This window comes from Streptomyces sp. NPDC008150, assembly GCF_042956945.1.
Lineage (GTDB): Bacteria > Actinomycetota > Actinomycetes > Streptomycetales > Streptomycetaceae > Streptomyces.
In genome coordinates, this window is record NZ_JBIBHJ010000010.1 from 238,560 (window position 1) to 255,284 (window position 16,725).

The 16,725-nt window shown below is 72.0% G+C and carries 15 protein-coding genes; 12 read left to right on the forward strand and 3 right to left on the reverse strand.

Annotated features, from left to right (window positions below; translation table 11 throughout):
• Positions 1 to 68: 68 nt before the first annotated feature.
• Genes ACFZA0_RS24555 through ACFZA0_RS24585 form a run of 7 tightly spaced genes read left to right on the forward strand, consistent with a single transcriptional unit; the run spans position 69 to position 5,987 of the window.
• Entirely contained in the window at positions 69 to 989 is a 921-nt protein-coding gene (locus ACFZA0_RS24555) for a VOC family protein (protein ID WP_391020682.1), read from the forward strand.
• 40 nt (positions 990 to 1,029) lie between these two features.
• Positions 1,030 to 2,478: an aldehyde dehydrogenase family protein gene (locus ACFZA0_RS24560; protein WP_391020684.1), complete on the forward strand. Its 1,449-nt coding sequence runs from the start codon at positions 1,030 to 1,032 to the stop codon at positions 2,476 to 2,478.
• Positions 2,479 to 2,482: 4 nt separating this feature from the next.
• Positions 2,483 to 3,280 (forward strand): fumarylacetoacetate hydrolase family protein, encoded by a 798-nt coding sequence (locus tag ACFZA0_RS24565; RefSeq protein ID WP_391020686.1) that lies wholly within the window; start codon positions 2,483 to 2,485, stop codon positions 3,278 to 3,280.
• The gene (locus ACFZA0_RS24570; protein WP_391020688.1) at positions 3,277 to 3,648 is read left to right on the forward strand and encodes a VOC family protein; all 372 of its coding nucleotides are present in this window, start codon (positions 3,277 to 3,279) and stop codon (positions 3,646 to 3,648) included. Before ACFZA0_RS24565 ends, ACFZA0_RS24570 begins: the two co-directional genes overlap by 4 nt.
• A gap of 26 nt (positions 3,649 to 3,674) precedes the next feature.
• Entirely contained in the window at positions 3,675 to 4,448 is a 774-nt protein-coding gene (locus ACFZA0_RS24575; RefSeq protein ID WP_391020690.1) for an alpha/beta fold hydrolase, read from the forward strand.
• A gap of 9 nt (positions 4,449 to 4,457) precedes the next feature.
• On the forward strand, positions 4,458 to 4,928 hold the full coding sequence (locus ACFZA0_RS24580; RefSeq protein WP_391020691.1) for a heme-binding protein: 471 nt from the start codon (positions 4,458 to 4,460) through the stop codon (positions 4,926 to 4,928).
• A 3-nt stretch (positions 4,929 to 4,931) separates the two neighbouring features.
• The gene (locus ACFZA0_RS24585; protein WP_391020693.1) at positions 4,932 to 5,987 is read left to right on the forward strand and encodes a methionine synthase II (cobalamin-independent)-like protein; all 1,056 of its coding nucleotides are present in this window, start codon (positions 4,932 to 4,934) and stop codon (positions 5,985 to 5,987) included.
• A gap of 130 nt (positions 5,988 to 6,117) precedes the next feature.
• On the opposite strand, the gene ACFZA0_RS24590 is transcribed toward ACFZA0_RS24585, so the two are convergent.
• Entirely contained in the window at positions 6,118 to 6,405 is a 288-nt protein-coding gene (locus tag ACFZA0_RS24590) for an antibiotic biosynthesis monooxygenase (protein WP_391020695.1), read from the reverse strand.
• A 259-nt stretch (positions 6,406 to 6,664) separates the two neighbouring features.
• Here ACFZA0_RS24590 and ACFZA0_RS24595 point away from each other — a divergent pair, with 259 nt between their 5' ends.
• The 5 genes from ACFZA0_RS24595 to ACFZA0_RS24615 all read left to right on the forward strand — a co-directional run bounded on the left by ACFZA0_RS24595 (position 6,665) and on the right by ACFZA0_RS24615 (position 13,170).
• Complete coding sequence (locus ACFZA0_RS24595) at positions 6,665 to 8,113, forward strand: aldehyde dehydrogenase family protein (RefSeq protein ID WP_391020697.1); 1,449 nt, start codon at positions 6,665 to 6,667, stop codon at positions 8,111 to 8,113.
• A 35-nt stretch (positions 8,114 to 8,148) separates the two neighbouring features.
• Entirely contained in the window at positions 8,149 to 9,357 is a 1,209-nt protein-coding gene (gene lhgO, locus ACFZA0_RS24600; protein WP_391020701.1) for an L-2-hydroxyglutarate oxidase, read from the forward strand.
• 132 nt (positions 9,358 to 9,489) lie between these two features.
• Positions 9,490 to 10,350: an amidohydrolase family protein gene (locus tag ACFZA0_RS24605; protein ID WP_391020703.1), complete on the forward strand. Its 861-nt coding sequence runs from the start codon at positions 9,490 to 9,492 to the stop codon at positions 10,348 to 10,350.
• Positions 10,351 to 10,363: 13 nt separating this feature from the next.
• Positions 10,364 to 12,073, forward strand: a complete 1,710-nt coding sequence (locus ACFZA0_RS24610; protein ID WP_391020705.1) for a thiamine pyrophosphate-dependent enzyme — start codon at positions 10,364 to 10,366, stop codon at positions 12,071 to 12,073.
• Between the two features lie 20 nt (positions 12,074 to 12,093).
• Positions 12,094 to 13,170, forward strand: coding sequence for an Ldh family oxidoreductase (locus ACFZA0_RS24615; RefSeq protein ID WP_391020707.1), 1,077 nt, complete (start codon positions 12,094 to 12,096; stop codon positions 13,168 to 13,170).
• Between the two features lie 300 nt (positions 13,171 to 13,470).
• Here the strand turns inward: ACFZA0_RS24615 and ACFZA0_RS24620 are convergent, their stop codons facing one another.
• Complete coding sequence (locus tag ACFZA0_RS24620; protein WP_391020709.1) at positions 13,471 to 14,529, reverse strand: YncE family protein; 1,059 nt, start codon at positions 14,527 to 14,529, stop codon at positions 13,471 to 13,473.
• A 239-nt stretch (positions 14,530 to 14,768) separates the two neighbouring features.
• Positions 14,769 to 16,610: a hypothetical protein gene (locus tag ACFZA0_RS24625; RefSeq protein ID WP_391020711.1), complete on the reverse strand. Its 1,842-nt coding sequence runs from the start codon at positions 16,608 to 16,610 to the stop codon at positions 14,769 to 14,771.
• Positions 16,611 to 16,725: the final 115 nt, after the last annotated feature.

The following is a 16,725-nucleotide window of genomic DNA, read 5'->3' on the forward strand; positions in this document are numbered from 1 at the left end:
CGATCGCCGAGGACCGGTGACCGTGTGAGCCACCGCAGGGGCATGATCTGCGACTAAGCGAGGAATCGATGGGAATCCAGAGAATCGAATCGGTCACCTACGGCATCGACGACCTCGACGAGTGCGTCCGCTTCTTCGAGGACTTCGGGCTCCACCTGGTCGAGCGGACCGACGAGCACGCCGTCTTCGAGACGCTCACCGGACAGACCCTCCAGCTCGACACCGAGCCCGCCTCCTGGCTCCCGGCGCCCGTCGAGTCCGGCCCCACCCTGCGCGAGGTCACCTGGGGCGTCGACACCCAGGACGAACTGGACCGCCTGGTGGCCGAGGTGAGCCGCGACCGCGAGGTCCTCTCCGACGCCGCCGGTGTGCACCACACCAAGGACGAGACCGGCTTCGGCGTCGGCCTGACCCTCGCCCGCCCGCGCAACGCGGACGTCGAGCCCCGCCCGGCCAACGCGCTGGGCGCCGTCACGCGCTGGAACGACAACCTCGGTCCCCTGCACCGCGCGCACCCGCTGCGCATGTGCCACGTCGCGCTGAACATCCCGAAGCCCGGCAAGGACGAGGCCGTCGGCTTCTACACCGACCGCCTCGGCTTCCGCGCCGTCGACATCGTCAAGCCGATGGGCGTGTTCATGCAGGCCCCCGGCGACGACGACCAGCACACGATGCTGCTGTGCCACCGCCCCGACAAGGCCGGTGTCAACCACATCGCCTACGAGGTGCCCGGCTTCGACGACGTCATCGAGGGCGGCAACTACATGATCGAGAAGGGCTGGCGCGAGGCCCGCAAGCTCGGGCGCCACACGGTGGGCTCCAACGTCTTCCGCTTCGTGCACGCCCCGTGCGGCGGACGCGTGGAGTACGCGGCGGACATGGACCGGGTCGACGACACGTACGAGACCCGCGTGCACGAGGAGACCCCGCCGCACCACATCTGGACCCTGCGCACCAACCGCGACGCGCAGGACGCGCCGGCCTCCTGACCACCACCCCGCAGCCCGCAGCCTGGAAAGGCACCCATCCATGACCACCGACCACGGTTATCCCGCCGTCCGCATGTACATCGCGGGCGAGTGGGTCCAGGGCGGCACCGGACGGACCGCCCCCGTCGTCAACCCCGCCACCGAGAAGCCGGTCGGCGACGTGCCGCTCGCCACCGCCGACGACCTCGACCGCGCCCTCGCCTCCTCCGCGGAGGGCTTCAAGGTCTGGCGCGCGACGCCCGTCGCCAGGCGCACCGAGATCCTGCACGCCGCGGCCGACCTGCTGGAGGAGCGCGCCGCCGACATCGGCCGGATCTCCACCCTGGAGCAGGGCAAGCCGCTGCGGGAGTCCACCGGCGAGGCCCGCCGCGTCTCCGGCACCCTGCGCTGGCACGCGGACGACGCCCGCCGCGCCTACGGCCGGATCATCCCCTCCGAGCCCGGCACCCTGCTGTCCGTGCGCCGCGAACCCATCGGCCCCGTCGCCGCGTTCGTGCCGTGGAATTTCCCCGCCGGCGGTCCGATGCGCAAGATCTCCTCCGCGCTCGCCTCCGGCTGCTCCATCGTCATCAAGGCGTCCGAGGAGACCCCCGGGACCGCCGCCGCGCTCGTGGCCTGCTTCGTCGACGCGGGCCTGCCGGCCGGCGTGATCAACCTCGTCTTCGGCGAGCCCGCCGAGGTGTCCGCGCACCTGATCGGCTCCCCGGTCACGCGCCTGATCGCGTTCACCGGCTCGGTGCCCGTCGGCAAGCTGCTGGCGGGCGAGGCCGGCAAGGTCATGAAGCCCTCGCTGATGGAGCTCGGCGGCCACGCCCCCGTCATCGTGTGCGCCGACGCCGATCCCGTGAAGGCCGCCCGCAAGGCCGCGCAGGCGAAGTTCGCCAACGCCGGCCAGGTGTGCACCTCCCCGAGCCGGTTCCTCGTCCACGAGAGCCTCATCGAGGCGTTCACCGCCGAGTTCGTGAAGGCCGCCGAGGCGGTCGTCGTCGGCGACGGCCTCGCGGACGGCACCACCATGGGCCCGCTCGCCAACGAGCGCCGCCTGGAGTCCGTCGAGCGGCTGACCGCCGACGCCGTGCGCCGCGGCGCCACCGTCCGCACCGGCGGCGAACGCCTGGACCGGCCCGGCTACTTCTTCGCGCCGACCGTCCTGACCGACGTCCCCGCCGACGCCGACCTGATGAGCGAGGAGCCCTTCGGCCCGCTCGCCCCGATCGTCCCGTTCACCGACCTCGACGAGGCGCTCGCCGTCGCCAACTCCCTTCCGTACGGCCTGGCCGCCTACGGCTTCACCGAGAGCGCGGCCACCGCCGAGCGCCTGGTGGAGGGGTTCGAGGCCGGCATCCTCTCCATCAACCACTGCGGCGGCTCCGTCCACGAGGCCCCCTCCGGCGGCTTCAAGGACAGCGGCTACGGCAGGGAGGGCGGCCCCGAGGCACTGGACGCCTACCTCGTCACCAAGCGCGTCTCCCACCTGCTGGCGGGCTGACGCCATGAGGTACACCCGCGTGTCCGTCGGCGGCCGGGCGGTCTGGGGCCGCGTGGGGGAGGAGGACGTCGAACTGCTGTCCGAGTCCCCCCTCGACGGCGAGCCCACCGTCATCGGCACCGTCCCGCGCGCCGACGCCGTCTGGCTGCCCGTCGTCGTGCCGCCCGTGTTCTACGCGGTCGGCATGAACTACCCGCGCCACATCGAGCACGCCGCGCGGCTCGGCAACGCGGCCGCCGTCGTGCCGAAGACGCCCGAGGTCGGCTACCGCGCCAACAACGCGCTCACCGGCCACCGTTCACCCATCGTCAGGCCCGCGGGCGTCGAGGGCCGCTTCGAGGCCGAACCCGAACTCGTCGCCGTCATCGGCCGCACGCTGCGCCACGCCACCCGCGAGGAGGCACGCGAGGCGGTCTTCGGCTGGACGATCGGCAACGACGTCAGCGCCCGCACCTGGCAGCACCAGGACCGCACGTTCTGGCGCAGCAAGAACAGCGACACGTTCAAGCCCATGGGGCCGTGGATCGAGACCGACGTCGACGCCCTGGCACAGACGACCACCCTCCGCGTCGACGGCGAGGAACGTGCCTCGTTTGCCACCGGCGACATGGTCTTCGACCCCTTCGACTTCATCGTCGAGATCACCCGGCACAACACCATGCACCCCGGTGACGTGCTGTGGATGGGTGCCGAGTCCACCTGCCAGCTGGAGCCGGGGCAGACCGTGGACATCGAGATCAGCGGAATCGGCGTCCTGTCCAACCCCGTTCAGGCCGAACCCCCGGAAAGGCAGCAGTCATGAGCAACGCCCCCCGCTACATCCATCACGTCAACTTCCCCACCACGGACCCGGACCGTACCGCCGAGTGGTACACGAAGGTCTTCGGGATGAAGCGCATCATGCCCAAGTCCAACACCAAAGTGGTGCTGATGACCCGCGGCAACTTCGACCTGCACTTCACCCCCGTCGAGGAGATGGAGCGCATGGCGCCCTATCACTTCGCCGTCGAGGTCGACGACTGGGACGAGTTCCTCGCGCACCTGAACGAGCTGGGCATCAGGCACACCCGGCCCATCGAGCGCCCCGAGAACCAGTCCAAGTTCTGCTACATCCACGACCCCGACCACACCATGATCGAGCTGGTCTTCCACGGCAAGCGCCCCAACTGACCGCCACCAGCTAGGAGTTCACCCTCATGCCTATCGCCGACTCCGACGGCACCTCCATCTACTACGAGCGCCACGGCAGCGGCCCGGCGATCCTCTTCGTGCACGGCAGCGGCGGACACCACGCCGCCTGGTGGCAGCAAGTGGCGGCGCTGCGCGACGAGTTCACGGTCGTCACCGTGGACCTGCGGGGCTTCGGCAAGTCCGACTCCTCCATGCCCGAGTTCGACGGCCAGGACTTCCCCGGGGACGTCGTCGCCGTGCTCGACCAGGAGGACCTCACCGACGTCATGCTGGTGGGCCAGTCCATCGGCTCCGTCGCCGCCCTGCGCGCCGGCCTGCTGCGTCCCGAGCGCGTCACCTCCGTCGCGCTCGGCCACTCGCTCGGCGGCCTGAGCCATCCCGAGTTGAAGGAGCTGGCCGCCGCCGACCGCGCCGAGGCCGTCAAACTCCCGGTGATCGACCGGCTGTTGACCAAGCAGTTCCAGCAGGAGCGCGCCGACCTCACGTTCCTGTTCCAGCAGATGGGCACGTTCAACGTCGCCAAGATGGCCGACCTGCGCAACCTCGACACCAACGGGCCCAGCCTGGAGGAGATCGAGGCGTCCGGCGTCAAGGTCGCGTTCCTCGCCGGCGAGAAGGACGCGGTGCTCAGCGTGAAGACGGTGACCCGCGCCCACGAACTCCTGCCCGGCTCCCACCTGGAGATCGTTCCCGGCGCCCCGCACTCGATGTACTGGGAGACGCCGGAGAAGTACAACGCGGCCGTCGCCCACCTGCGCCGCACCCTGACCGCGAAGTAAGGAAGCAGCATGAGCAGCCTCACCCTCGACGCCGCCGAAGAGATCATCGCCGCCGCCCACAAGCGCGCCCAGGCGATCGGCAAGGCCGTGAGTGTCGCCGTGGTGGACGCCGGTGGCTTCCCCATCGCGATCCGCCGCCCCGACGGCGCCCGTCCGCTCACCCCGGACATCGCCCGCGCCAAGGCGTACACCGCGGCGATCATGCAGCGCCCCGGCAAGATGCTGAAGAAGTGGCAGGAGAGCCAGCCGGTCTTCTTCTCCCAGCTCTCCCAGCTCCCCGGCGCCTCGATGCCGATCCTCGCCACCGAGGGCAGCCTCACCATCAAGAAGGACGGCGAGATCATCGGCGGCCTGGGCATCGCCGGCGGTACCGCCGACGAGGACCAGCAGATCGCCGAGGACGTGCTGTCGGGTCTCGGCTACGAACTGGAGTTCGCAGCCTGGGGTGTCGCGGGCAAGCCCGCCGGAAAGGACGACTGACCCATGGCGGACACGTTCAACTACCGCATCGACCACCACGGCAGCCTGGTCCGCCCCGTCGAGCTGGTGACCGCGCGCGAGAGGCACGCCGCCGGCGACATCGACGCCGCGGCCCTGCGCGAGGCGGAGCTGGCGGCGGTCCAGGAGGTCGTGGCGGTCCAGCGCAAGCTGCGCTCCACCGTCGTCACCGACGGCGACCTGCCCCGCGAGGACTTCCGCAGCGCCGTGCTCGAAGGCGTCTCCGGCTTCCGCCGCACCGACGACACGGACGAGGACGGCCTGGTCCGCTGGGTCGCCGAGTCGCTGCCCAAGGCCGACGGCCCGCTCGTCGCCGACTGGGCGGCCCGCCTGGCGGACCTGACCTGGATCGCTCCCAAGGTGACCCTGCCGTCGCCCGCCTACATCGCCGCCACCACCTTCGACCCGGCGCTCGCCTCCTCCGGCGGCCCCGCCTCGGCCCGCGAACTCGGCGAGGCCCTCGCCGCGATCGTGCAGGCCGAGATCGAACTCCTCGTCACGCGCGGCGTGCGCCTGATCCAGCTCAACAACCCGCTGCTGCTCGCCCAGGTCGCCGCCGAGCCCGCCGGGGGCGGCGCGCTGTCCTTCGAGGACGCCCTCGCCGTGGACGCGCTCGCCGTGCGCCTGGACGAGCGCCCCGAGGGCGTCCGCATCGGCCTCGCCCCCGGCTTCGAGGCGCCCGCCGCACTCGACGCGGCGAAGGTCGGGCAGCTGTACGCCGGCATCCCGGTGGACCGCTGGGTGCTCCCCTACTTCCAGGGCACCGAGAGCGAGCTGGAGCTGCTCAAGGCGCTGCCCGAGGACCGGGACGTGTGCCTGGGCGTCGTGGACGCGACCACCGCCGAGCTGGAGGACATCGACACCGTCATGGCACGGGTCGACGCCGGCGCGGAGTTCAAGGACATCGAGGACATGGCGATCGCCCCCTCGCGCGGCTTCGCCGACGTGGCCGCACGGCCGCTGCTGACCGCCGAGGAGCAGCGCCGCAAGCTGGTCCTGGTGGAGACGCTGGCCCGCTACTGCTGGGGCAACGAGTTCTGACCGCGGCACCCCCGGGCGCGGAGGCCGCCCTCCGCACCCGGGGCACGCGAAAGGCCGGAAGACGCGTGAGCGTCTCCCGGCCTGCGGCGTGCGCGACGCCGCGAACTCCCGTACCGGCGCCGCCGGTTCCTCAGAGCACGTCGGCGAACGTCACCGAACGGTCCGTCAGCAGCGGCCACACCGTCCCCACGATCAGCTCCTGGAAGTGGGCCGCGTCCTTGTGCGCGTCGAACCCGGCGCGGTCCGCGTACTGCTCGTACAGCACGAAGCTGCCCGGCCGGTCCACCTCGGCGTGCACCTCGTACGCGAGGTTCGCCTCCTCGGCCCGGGTGTGCTCGCGCACCTTCAGCAGCGCGGCACGCACCGCGGCCTCGTCGGCGGGCTCACAGTGGTAGCGGGCGACGACTGCGTAGGCCATCCGTGGTTCTCCTTCGTACGGGCCGGGCCGCGGGCTCCCCGCCCCGGCCCGTCGGCTCCCGGCGGCGTGGCACATGCCGTCCGGCCTGCTGATTCCAACACGGCCGGCCCCCGCCCCGGCCCGCGCGCGGTGCAAGCAATGCCTTCCCGCGCGGGGGTGGTGCGGGTACCGCTTCATGGTGTGTGGTCACATCCGGCCCGTTCTGCAGCGCCACAGTGCGGAACGCGTCACCACGGCCGACAAAGGAAGTGATCTTTCAATGCGTACCCTGGAAACCCTCTCCGGCGGGGAGTGGGTCGCGACCGGTGAGTGGATCGACGTCCACGACCCCTCCGACCTGCGCACCCCGGTGGCCCGCGTTCCCGCGATGAGCGCCGCGGACGTCGCCCGCGCCTACGACCACGCCGAGCAGGGCTTCGCGACCTGGAAGCGCACCAGCCCCTTCGAGCGGGCCCGGATCATGACCGACGCGGCCCGCCTGCTGCGCGAGCGCGTCGGACGGATCGCCGAGGACGTCAGCACCGAGATGGGCAAGACCCGCGCCGAGGCGACGGGCGAGACGATCAAGGCGGCCGACTTCCTGGAGTACTACGCGGGCGTCGCCCGCCAGGGCTACGGGACGCTGCTGCACGACGCGCGCCCCGAGACCCGCACCAGCTACCAGCGCGAACCGCTCGGCGTCGTCCTGCTGATCACCCCGTGGAACGATCCGCTGATCACCCCGGCCCGCAAGCTCGCGCCCTGCCTCGCCGCGGGCAACGCGGCGATCCTCAAGCCGGCCACCGACACCCCGCAGTCCGCGCTGCACCTGGCGCGCGCCCTGCACGACGCGGGCCTGCCCGCCGGTGTCCTCAACGTCGTCACCGGCCGCGGCGCGCAGATCTCCGACCCGCTGATCGCCGACTCCCGGCTGCGCGCGCTGTCCTTCACCGGCAGCAACGAGGTCGGCGAGGCGCTGCGCGCGCAGCTCGCCGCCACCGGCGTCCGCTTCCAGGGCGAACTCGGCGGCAAGAACGCCACCGTCGTCCTCGCCGACGCCGACCTCGCCGCCGCCGCGAAGGCCGTCGCCAACGCCGGGTTCGCCCAGGCCGGCCAGCGCTGCACCGCCACCAGCCGCGTCATCGTGCAGCGCCCGGTGTACGACGAGTTCAGCAGGCTGCTGCTCGCCGAGGCCGCCGCCCTGCGCCTGGGCCCCGGCCTCGCCGAGGGCACCACCATGGGGCCGCTGGTCAGCGCCCGGCAGCGGGACGGTGTCCTCGCCGACATCGAACGCGCCGTCAAGCAGGGCGCGTCCGTCCTCGCCGGCGGCGACCGCCCGGCCGACGAGGCCCTCGGCCACGGCTGCTACGTCACCCCGACCGTGCTCGGCGACGTCACCGCCGACCTCGACATCTGGCGCGAGGAGGTCTTCGGGCCCGTCGTCGCGCTGTACCCGGTGGACACCTTCGAGGAGGCGGTCGAGGCGGTCAACGACTCCGTCTTCGGCCTCGCCGCCGCCGTCTTCACCAAGGACCTGGGCAACGCCTACCGGTTCACCGACGAGGCGGAGTGCGGCCAGATCGCCGTCAACACCACCACCTCCGGCTGGGACGTCCACCACCCCTTCGGCGGCTTCCGGGACTCCGGCTCGCCGTTCAAGGAGCAGGGCGAGGAAGCCCTGCGGTTCTACACCCGCGTCAAGACCGTCGCCATCCACTTCGGTGCCTGACGCCCGGGTCTCCCAGCAAGGAAAGGAGGATGCCGATGGCTGACGAGACGATCGGCATCGTCGGCGCCGGCATCGTGGGCCTGGCCACGGGCCGCGAGATCGCGCTGCGCCGCCCCGGCACCCGTGTCGTGGTGTTCGAGAAGGAGCGGACGGTCGCCGTCCACCAGACCGGCCACAACTCGGGCGTCGTGCACGCAGGCATCTACTACGCGCCGGGCAGCCTCAAGGCCGACCTGTGCGTGCGGGGCGTGCCGCTGCTGCGCGAGTACTGCCAGGAGCGGGGCATCCCGTACCGGGAGATCGGCAAGCTCGTGATGGCCGTCCGCGAGGACGAACTGGGCCGCATGGAGGGCCTGTACGAGCGGGCCGGGAACAACCACGTGCCCGATCTCCGCAAGGTCTCCAAGGAGGAGATCAGGGAGCTCGAACCGAACGCGGGCGGCATCGCCGCACTGCACTCGCCGCGCACCGCGATCACCGACTACCCGGCGGTCGCCCGCGGGTTCGCCAAGGACATCGAGGACTCCGGCGGCGAGGTCCGCCTCGGCTTCGCGGTCACGTCCATCACCAACGTGCCCGGCGGCATCGAGGTCGCCTCCGGGCAGGACAGGGTGAAGGTCGACCGGCTGCTGCTGTGCGCCGGCCTCCAGTCGGACTCCGTCGCGAAGCTCGCGCAGGACAAGCAGGAGCCGCGGATCGTGCCGTTCCGGGGCGAGTACATGCTGCTCAAGCCGGAGAAGACGGACCTGGTCAACGGCCTCATCTACCCTGTCCCGGACCCCCGTTACCCCTTCCTCGGCGTGCACTTCACCCCGCGCGTCGACGGCTCCGTCGAGGTCGGCCCCAACGCCGTCCTGGCGCTCGCCAAGGAGGGCTACAGCCTGGGCAGGGTCTCCGTGAGGGACCTGGCGGCGCTCGCCGCGTACCCCGGTGCCTGGAAGATGGCCGCCCAGCACTGGCGGACCGGCGTCAAGGAGTACCGGGGCTCGCTGTCCACGGCCGCGTTCATGAAGGACGCGAAGCTCTACGTGCCCGGCGTCGGACCCGCCGACGTGGTGCGCGGCGGAGCGGGCGTGCGCGCCCAGGCACTGGACCGGGACGGCACCCTCGTGGACGACTTCCGCATCCATCAGGTGGGCCGCATCACCGCCGTGCGCAACGCCCCCTCGCCCGCCGCCACGGCGTCCATGGCGATCGCGGAGCACGTGGCCGCGGCCGTCTTCGGCGACGGTTCCGCAAGCTGAAAATGCCCTGCGTACTGCGCACTTCCGCGCAACTACTGCTTGCATCCCCAGCTCTCGGCAAGGCGTTCCCGTCCGCCTAGCGTTCCTTCCGCACCACTTCACCACCCCCCGTCGAAGAGAAAGAGTCACACCATGTTCGTTGTCGACACGCAGATCCACATCTGGAAGGAAGAGACGCCGGACCGTCCCTGGGTCCCCGGCGCTCGCGAGCGGATCCGCCTCAACGGCCACCGTGAGGAAGCTTTCTCGTACGAGGAGGCCCTGGAGCTCATGGACGAGGCCGGCGTGAACCGTGCGCTGATCCTGCCGCCGTCGTGGGAGGGCAACCGCATCGACTACGCGCTGGAAGCCTGTGAGGCCCACCCGGACCGCTTCGGCATCATGGCCCGTGTCCCGCAGGACAACGAGGTCGAGGGCACCGCGATGCTCAAGGACTTCGCGCAGAATCCTTACATCAAGGGCACCCGCCTCACCTTCCACCGCCCGCAGGACCGCAACTGGATGATCGACGGCACCAACGACTGGTACTGGCCGGTCGCCGAGGAGCTGAACGTCCCCACGATGGTCCACGCGCCCATCTGGAAGCGCGAGCTCGGCGAGATCGCCCAGAAGCACCCGGGCCTGAAGATCATCATCGACCACATGGGCATCATGGCCCGCTGCGTCGACGACGCGATCGGCTACTGGGTCGCGGAGACCGCCGACCTGGCCCCGCACCCGAACATCTACGTCAAGGTCTCGGCGCTCCCCGGCTACTCGACGCAGCCCTTCCCGAACAAGAACATCGAGAAGTACGTGCGCGAGATGGTCGACAAGATGGGCCCGCAGCGCTGCTTCTACGGCACGGACATCACCCGCCTGCTCGGCCACGGCATCACCTACACCGACACGATCGAGCAGTTCACCAAGCACTACGACTTCACGCCGGAAGAGCTTGAGTGGATCATGGGCCGCGGCATCAGCGAGGTCCTGAACTGGCCGATCGAGGGCTGAGGAAACACCAGAGATGACGGACAGCAAGCACACCCCAGGCACCGACGGCGGTGACGCCGTCGTCTCCGCGTTCAACGCCGTCGGCGCCGACTACATCTTCTGCTCCTCGGGGTCCGAATGGGCCCCGGTGTGGGAGTCCCTGGCCCGGCGTCACCGTGACGGTGACCCGGCGCCGGAGTACCTGGACCTGACCCACGAGACCGTCGCGGTCGGCATGGCGACCGGCTACGGCCTGGTCGCCCGCCGCCCGCAGGGCGTGCTCCTGCACGCGGCCCCCGGGCTGCTCCAGGGCTCCATGGCCGTGCACGGCGCCCTGCTCGCCGGCGTCCCCATGGTGGTCACCTCCTCGGAGTCGAGCACCTACGGCGACGGACCGGGCCAGGACCCCGGCGGCCAGTGGTACCGCAACCTGTCGATCGTGGGCGGGCCGCACAACATCGCCCAGCCGTTCACGAAGTGGTCGAACGAGGCGGCCAGCGTGCACACGCTGCCGACGATGATCACCCGCGCGGCCGAGCTGTCCTGGCGCGCCCCGCAGGGCCCCGCGTACCTGAACATCCCCCTGGAGATCCTCCTGGAGGAGTGGGACGGCCGCGCGGCCAAGGACATCGTCAGGCCGGGCTCCATGCACAGCTCGCCCGAAGAGGTCGACCCCGTCGCCCAGATGATCCGCGAGGCGAAGAACCCCGTGATCGTCACGGAGACGGCCGGCCGCGAGGACGGCGGCTTCGAGTCGCTCGTCGCCTTCGCCGAGGCGTGGAACATCCCGGTCGTCGAGCCCGACTCGGCGGTGTGCGGCAACTTCCCGCGCACCCACCCGCTGCACGCGGGCAGCGACATCGGCCCGTGGATGGACGAGGCGGACCTGATCCTCCTGGTCAACTGCCGCGTGCCGTTCTACCCGCCGAGCCGCAAGCCGTCGAAGGCGAAGATCGTCGTCATCGACCAGGTACCGCAGCGCCCGCACGTGGTCTACCAGGTGCTGTTCGCCGACGTGTACCTGGAGGGCAACGTCGCGAACACCCTGCGCCAGCTCGCAAAGCGCGCCAAGGACCTCGACGCCGACGCCGTCACCGCGCGCCTCGCCGCGCAGGAGGAGCGCCGCGCCGCCGAGCAGGCCGCCATCGCCGCGGCCGAGGCCAGGGCCGAGCAGAGCGAGGGCGTCGACCCGGTGCTCGTCGCCGCGACCCTGCGCAAACTGCTCGACGGCAAGGACGGCATCGTCGTCGACGAGACGATCACGCACAGCCGTGTCGTCAAGCGCCACGTGCGGACCGACGACCCCGACTCGTACTTCTACGTGCAGGGCGGACTCGGCCAGGGCATGGCGGTCGCGCTGGGCGTGAAGCTCGCCGCCAAGGAGCGCCCCGTGGTGCTCACCATCGGCGACGGCGCCTTCACCTACAACCCGGTGATCCAGTCGTACGACGCGTCCAACGCGTACGGCCTGCCGGTGCTGATCGTGGTGTTCAACAACCGTGTCTACAAGTCGATGAACCTGAACCACCGCAGGTTCTACCCCGAGGGCGCGGCGGCCGACACCGGCGAGTGGCTCGGCACCGACCTGCACCGCCTTCCCCGACTCGCGGCCTTCGCCGAACCGTTCGGGATGCACACCGAGACCGTCGACACCTCCGACGCCCTCGCGCCCGCCCTGGAGCGCGCGCTCAAGGCCGTCGCCGAGGGCACCACCGCGGTCGTCGACGTCCTCGTCACCCGCTGAACCGAGAGGCATCCGCCACCATGACCGACACACCCGCACCCAAGCCGGGCAAGGTACTGGTTCCCGCCGAGGACCTGCGCACCTTCTCCGCCGCGCTCCTCGAGAAGGGCGGCCTCAGCGCCGAACACGCCGCCACCACCGCGGACGTCTTCGTCTGGGCCGCACTGCGCGGCGTCGACTCGCACGGCATCGCGCGCGTCCCCGCCTACCTGGAGCTGATCTCCAAGGGCATCGCCAACGCCACGCCCGACATCAAGGTCGAGTCGACCTCCCCGATGGCCGCCGTCGTGGACGCCGACCGCGCCCCGGGCCCGGTGGCCCTGAGCGCCGCCGCGGACGAGGCCGTGAAGCGGGCGAGGACCGGCGGCATCGCCGCCGTGGGCGTGCGCACCACCGTGCACACCGGCGCCATCGGCTACTACGTCACGAAGATCGCCGAACAGGGCCTGGTCGGGCTCGGGTTCGTCGCCGGCATGCCCAACATGGGCTACACCGGCGTCAAGGGCGCGGCCGTCGCCACCAGCCCGCTGGCCATCGCCGTCCCGGCCGAGGACCACGCGCCGCTGCTGCTCGACATGGCCACCGCCACCATCGCCCTGGGCAAGATCCGCCAGGCGAAGGCGAGCGGCACCCCGCTGCCCGAGGGCGCCGCGGCCACCGCCGACGGCACCCCGACCACGGACCCCGAACTCGCGGTCATGCCGCTGCCGTTGGGCGGCGCCAAGGGGTCCGGCATGTCACTGGCGTTCGAGCTGCTGACCAGTGTGCTGGTCGGCGCGCCGATCTTCTCGTCGTTCCACTCGGACGACCCGAAGGGCCGCAAGCACCGCCAGAACGCGCTGCTCATCGCCCTGGACCCGGCGGCGTTCGGCGGGGCCGAGGGCTTCACCGCGGCCGTCGACCAGACGCTCACCACCCTCAAGGGCCTGCCGGCCGCCGACGACGCCGAGGGCGTCTTCTACCCCGGCGAGCGGAGCTCCACGGTGGCCGCCGGCCGCGCGGACAAGGGCATCCCGGTGGCGCCGAAGGTCTGGCGCGAGCTGAACGAGAGCGCGGAGCGCCTGGGCGTTCCGGTGCCGAAGCCGGTCTCGGCCTGAACCGGCGGGGGCCTCCTGCCGAGGAGGCCCCCGCCCGACGGCCGCCGCACGTGTCCGGGGGGACGCGGGCGGCGGCCGTTTCTTCTATGACTGCGCGTCAACTGACATGCAGAGCAGCTGAGTTGTCCTCGGGGAACCGCGGGCCCGGACCGGAGGACCGGGCGAGGGGGCCCGTGTCCGGCCGACGTCCGGCGCCGCGACACGCTCGCGGTCGGTCGCGACGGGGACGGCCCGGTCCGGGCCCGCGGTGGCTCAGTGCCTCAGCGGCTCAGCGGCTCAGCGGCTCAGCGGCTCAGTGGCTCAGCGGCCGAGCACGACGCGCGTGATCTGGTCCGAACCGTCCACGCCCGCGCCGGACTTGTCGACGACGTACGCGGTGCCGTCGACGACCTCGACGTGGTTGGGGTTGGCCCCGGTCGCGACGCTCTCCTTGACGGTGCCCTTGCGCGGGTCGACGACCGTGGCGGTGGCGGCGGTGCGGTTGACCACCACGACGTTGCCCGACCGCTCGTCGGTGGCGACGGACAGGGCGCCCGCGCCGGTGGCGACGGTCCGGGTGACAACTCCCTTGCGCAGGTCGACGACCGAGACGTCACCGCCGGTCTGGTCGGCCGTGTACGCGGTCCTGCCGTCCTTCGACAGGGAGACGGAGATCGGGCCGTCGCCGGCCGGGACGAACACGGGCGTGGCGGAGTGGCGGCGCAGCTCGATGATGCGGTCGCCCGCGAGGTCGGCCGCGTACAGCGTGCCGGTCCTCTCGTTCACGGCGAGTCCGGCCGGTCCGGCGCCCTCGATCGTGACGCGCTCCTTCTCCTTGAAGGTGCGGCTGTCGTACGCCACGAGGGTGCCGTCGCCGTAGGCGCTCGCCCACACGGTGTCGTGCGCCTCGTCGACCACGATCTCCCGTGCGTGGCTGACGTTCGGCAGGGTGGCGAGGTGGGCCCCGGTGCGCTGGCTGTAGACGCCGACCGAGTTGGAGCGCGTGTTGGTCGTCCAGACCGTGTCGTGCTCGTCGTCCACGGCCACGCCGTACACGGCCTCGACGGCGCCCGTGGCGGCGTCGGTGGCGGCCGCGTAGGTCGCCTTCACCTCAAGGGTGCGGGGGTCCACCTTGCTGAGCGAGGAGGGCGTGCCCGCGCGGCCCACGGCGCTGGTGACCCAGAGGGTGTGGTTCCGCTCGGAGTACGCGGACTGGTAGAGGCCGGCGGTCAGCGAGGCGACCGTCACCTTGGACGTGCTCGTGGCTCCGGAGTGCGCGGACGCCGTCCCGGTGAGGGCGAGGGCGGTACCCGCCGCGACCGCGACGGCGATCGACGTGCGGGCGGCGGCACGGCTGGTGCCGCGAGTGGTTGAGGACATGGAAAGGGTCAACTCCAAGGCATCGGTACGTAGTTGGTGTGCGGATCCGACCTCTTCAACTTAGCTTAGGCTTACCTAAGTAAGGAACTCTTGCCGTGTGAGCCCGGTTACATTCGATCTTCCGGGGGCGGACGGAACGCGCAGGGCGGCATCAGGGCGCGCCAACGGCCCCCGGGGCGCCGCCCGTTGGGGGCGGACCGGTCCCGGGGGCTGCCGGTGTGCGGGGTCGTGCCGGGGTGTCAGCCGGCTGCGGGGGTGGTGGTCGCGGTGCCCCCGGAACTCGTGCGGCGGCGCACCACGTACAGCGTCGTGGCCGCGGCCCCGGCAGCGCCGCCCACGGCCGCCGCCGCGGCCGACCAGGCGATCGTGGCGTAGGAGACCGGCGCCTCCAGGGACGCGGCGTTCGCCGTCGTGGCCGCCGAGCCGATGTCGCCGGAGCCGGTGCCGGTCGTGGCGGTGTCGTCGCCGGAGGCGGCGGCCGCCGTCGCCGCCGTCACCGTGAAGCCGACCTTCAGCGTGGTGGGCGGGTTGGGCGCGAGGAAGCGCAGCCAGTGCGCGCCCGCCGAGGTGCCGGCGGGGACGGTCACGTCACCCTCGTAGGCGCCGTCCGCGTCGGTCTTCCACTGGCCGAGGATGTCCTCGTCGTCCAGCTTGAGGGTGACCTGCTGCGACGCCGGGAACTTGGTCACCCTGAAGTGCAGCCTGCCGCCCGCCTGGACCTTGGTCGCGGTGATCGTCGCCCTGGCGCCCGCGTCGTTGGTGGCGCTGGCGGGCTCGCCCGACGCCTCCGGGACCGGGGTGGCGGACGTGCCGTCGGCGCCGTCCGCGCCGGTGGAGCCCGTCGTGCCCGAGCCGGAGGTGCCCGCCTCCGCGCCCGAGGTCACCGTGAAGGCCGCCTTGAGGCTGGTGGGCGGGTTGGGCGCGAGGAAGCGCAGCCAGTGCGCGCCCTTCGTGATGTCGTCCGGCACGGTGACGCTGCCGGAGCGGCTGCCGTCCGACCCGATCGTGGTCTGGGCGACGATGGTCTCGTCGTCCAGCTTCACGGTGAGCTGCTGACCGGCCGGGAAGCCCGTCACCCGGTAGGAGACGGTGCCGCCGGCGGCCACCCGGGAGCCGCCCGTGACGGTCGCCGTGGTGCCGGAGGTGCCTGAGCCGCCGGAGGCCGAGCCGGTCGAACCGCCGCCCCCGGAAACGCCGTTGGAGCCGCCCGAGGACGAGCCGCCGGACGACGAGCCGCCCGAGCCCGAACCGCCGGACGAGGAGCCGCCGGAGGCCGAGCCGCCCGAGCCCGACGGGCTTCCGCCGTCGCCGCCGCCCGAACCGGACGCCGTGACCGTGATGTCCGCCTTCAGGCTCGTCGCCGGGTCGGCGGCGAGCACCCGCAGCCAGTGCGCGCCCGCCGAGGTGCCCGCGGGCACGGTCACCGAGGCGGAGAAGGTGCCGTCGGCGCCGACCGCCGACTTCCACTGGCCGATGATGTCCGCGTCGTCCAGCTTGACCGTGACCGTCTGCCCCTTGGCGAAGCCGGACAGGTCGAAGGAGACCTTGCCGCCCGCCCGCACCGACGAACTCCCCAGCCCGATCGCCGGATCGGCGGCCTTGGTGGGGGTCGCGGTGGGTGTGGGCGTCGGCGTGGGGGTGCTCTCCGCCACCACCGAGAGGGCGTCGCTCCGGACGCTCGTGCCGGTGGACAGGAAGCGCAGCCAGTGCCCGTCGCCCACCGTCGCGCCGGCGGGAACGGTGACGCTGCCGGAGAAGCCGCCGTCGTCCCCGATGGTGAACTGCTTGAGCAGCGCGGTGTCGTCGAACTTGACGCTCAGGGTGCCGCCGGCCGGGAAGCCGGTGACCGTGAAGGAGACGTCCCCGCCCGGCTTCACCGACGTGCTGCCGAGGCTCACCGAGGGCGTCGTGGCGTCCGCGGCGAGGGCCACCGTGCCCGTGGTGTCGACCGTGCCGTCGCCGGTGGCCAGGGGGAGCGCCGCGGCGAGCGCGCCCAGGCCGAGCGTGGCCCCGGCCGTCAGCGCGACGGCGCGGTGGGCGCGGGTCCGGGACGGAGTCGTGGTGGGTCTGCCGGAGTTCATGGGACGGGGCTCCTGACGTGCGGCGCGAGGGCGCGAAGTGAGAAGGCGTCGGGAGTGGGGCGCGGGCGTGCGCGGGTGCGTGACACCGGGTCGCGGCACCGGGGCCCGCACCCCC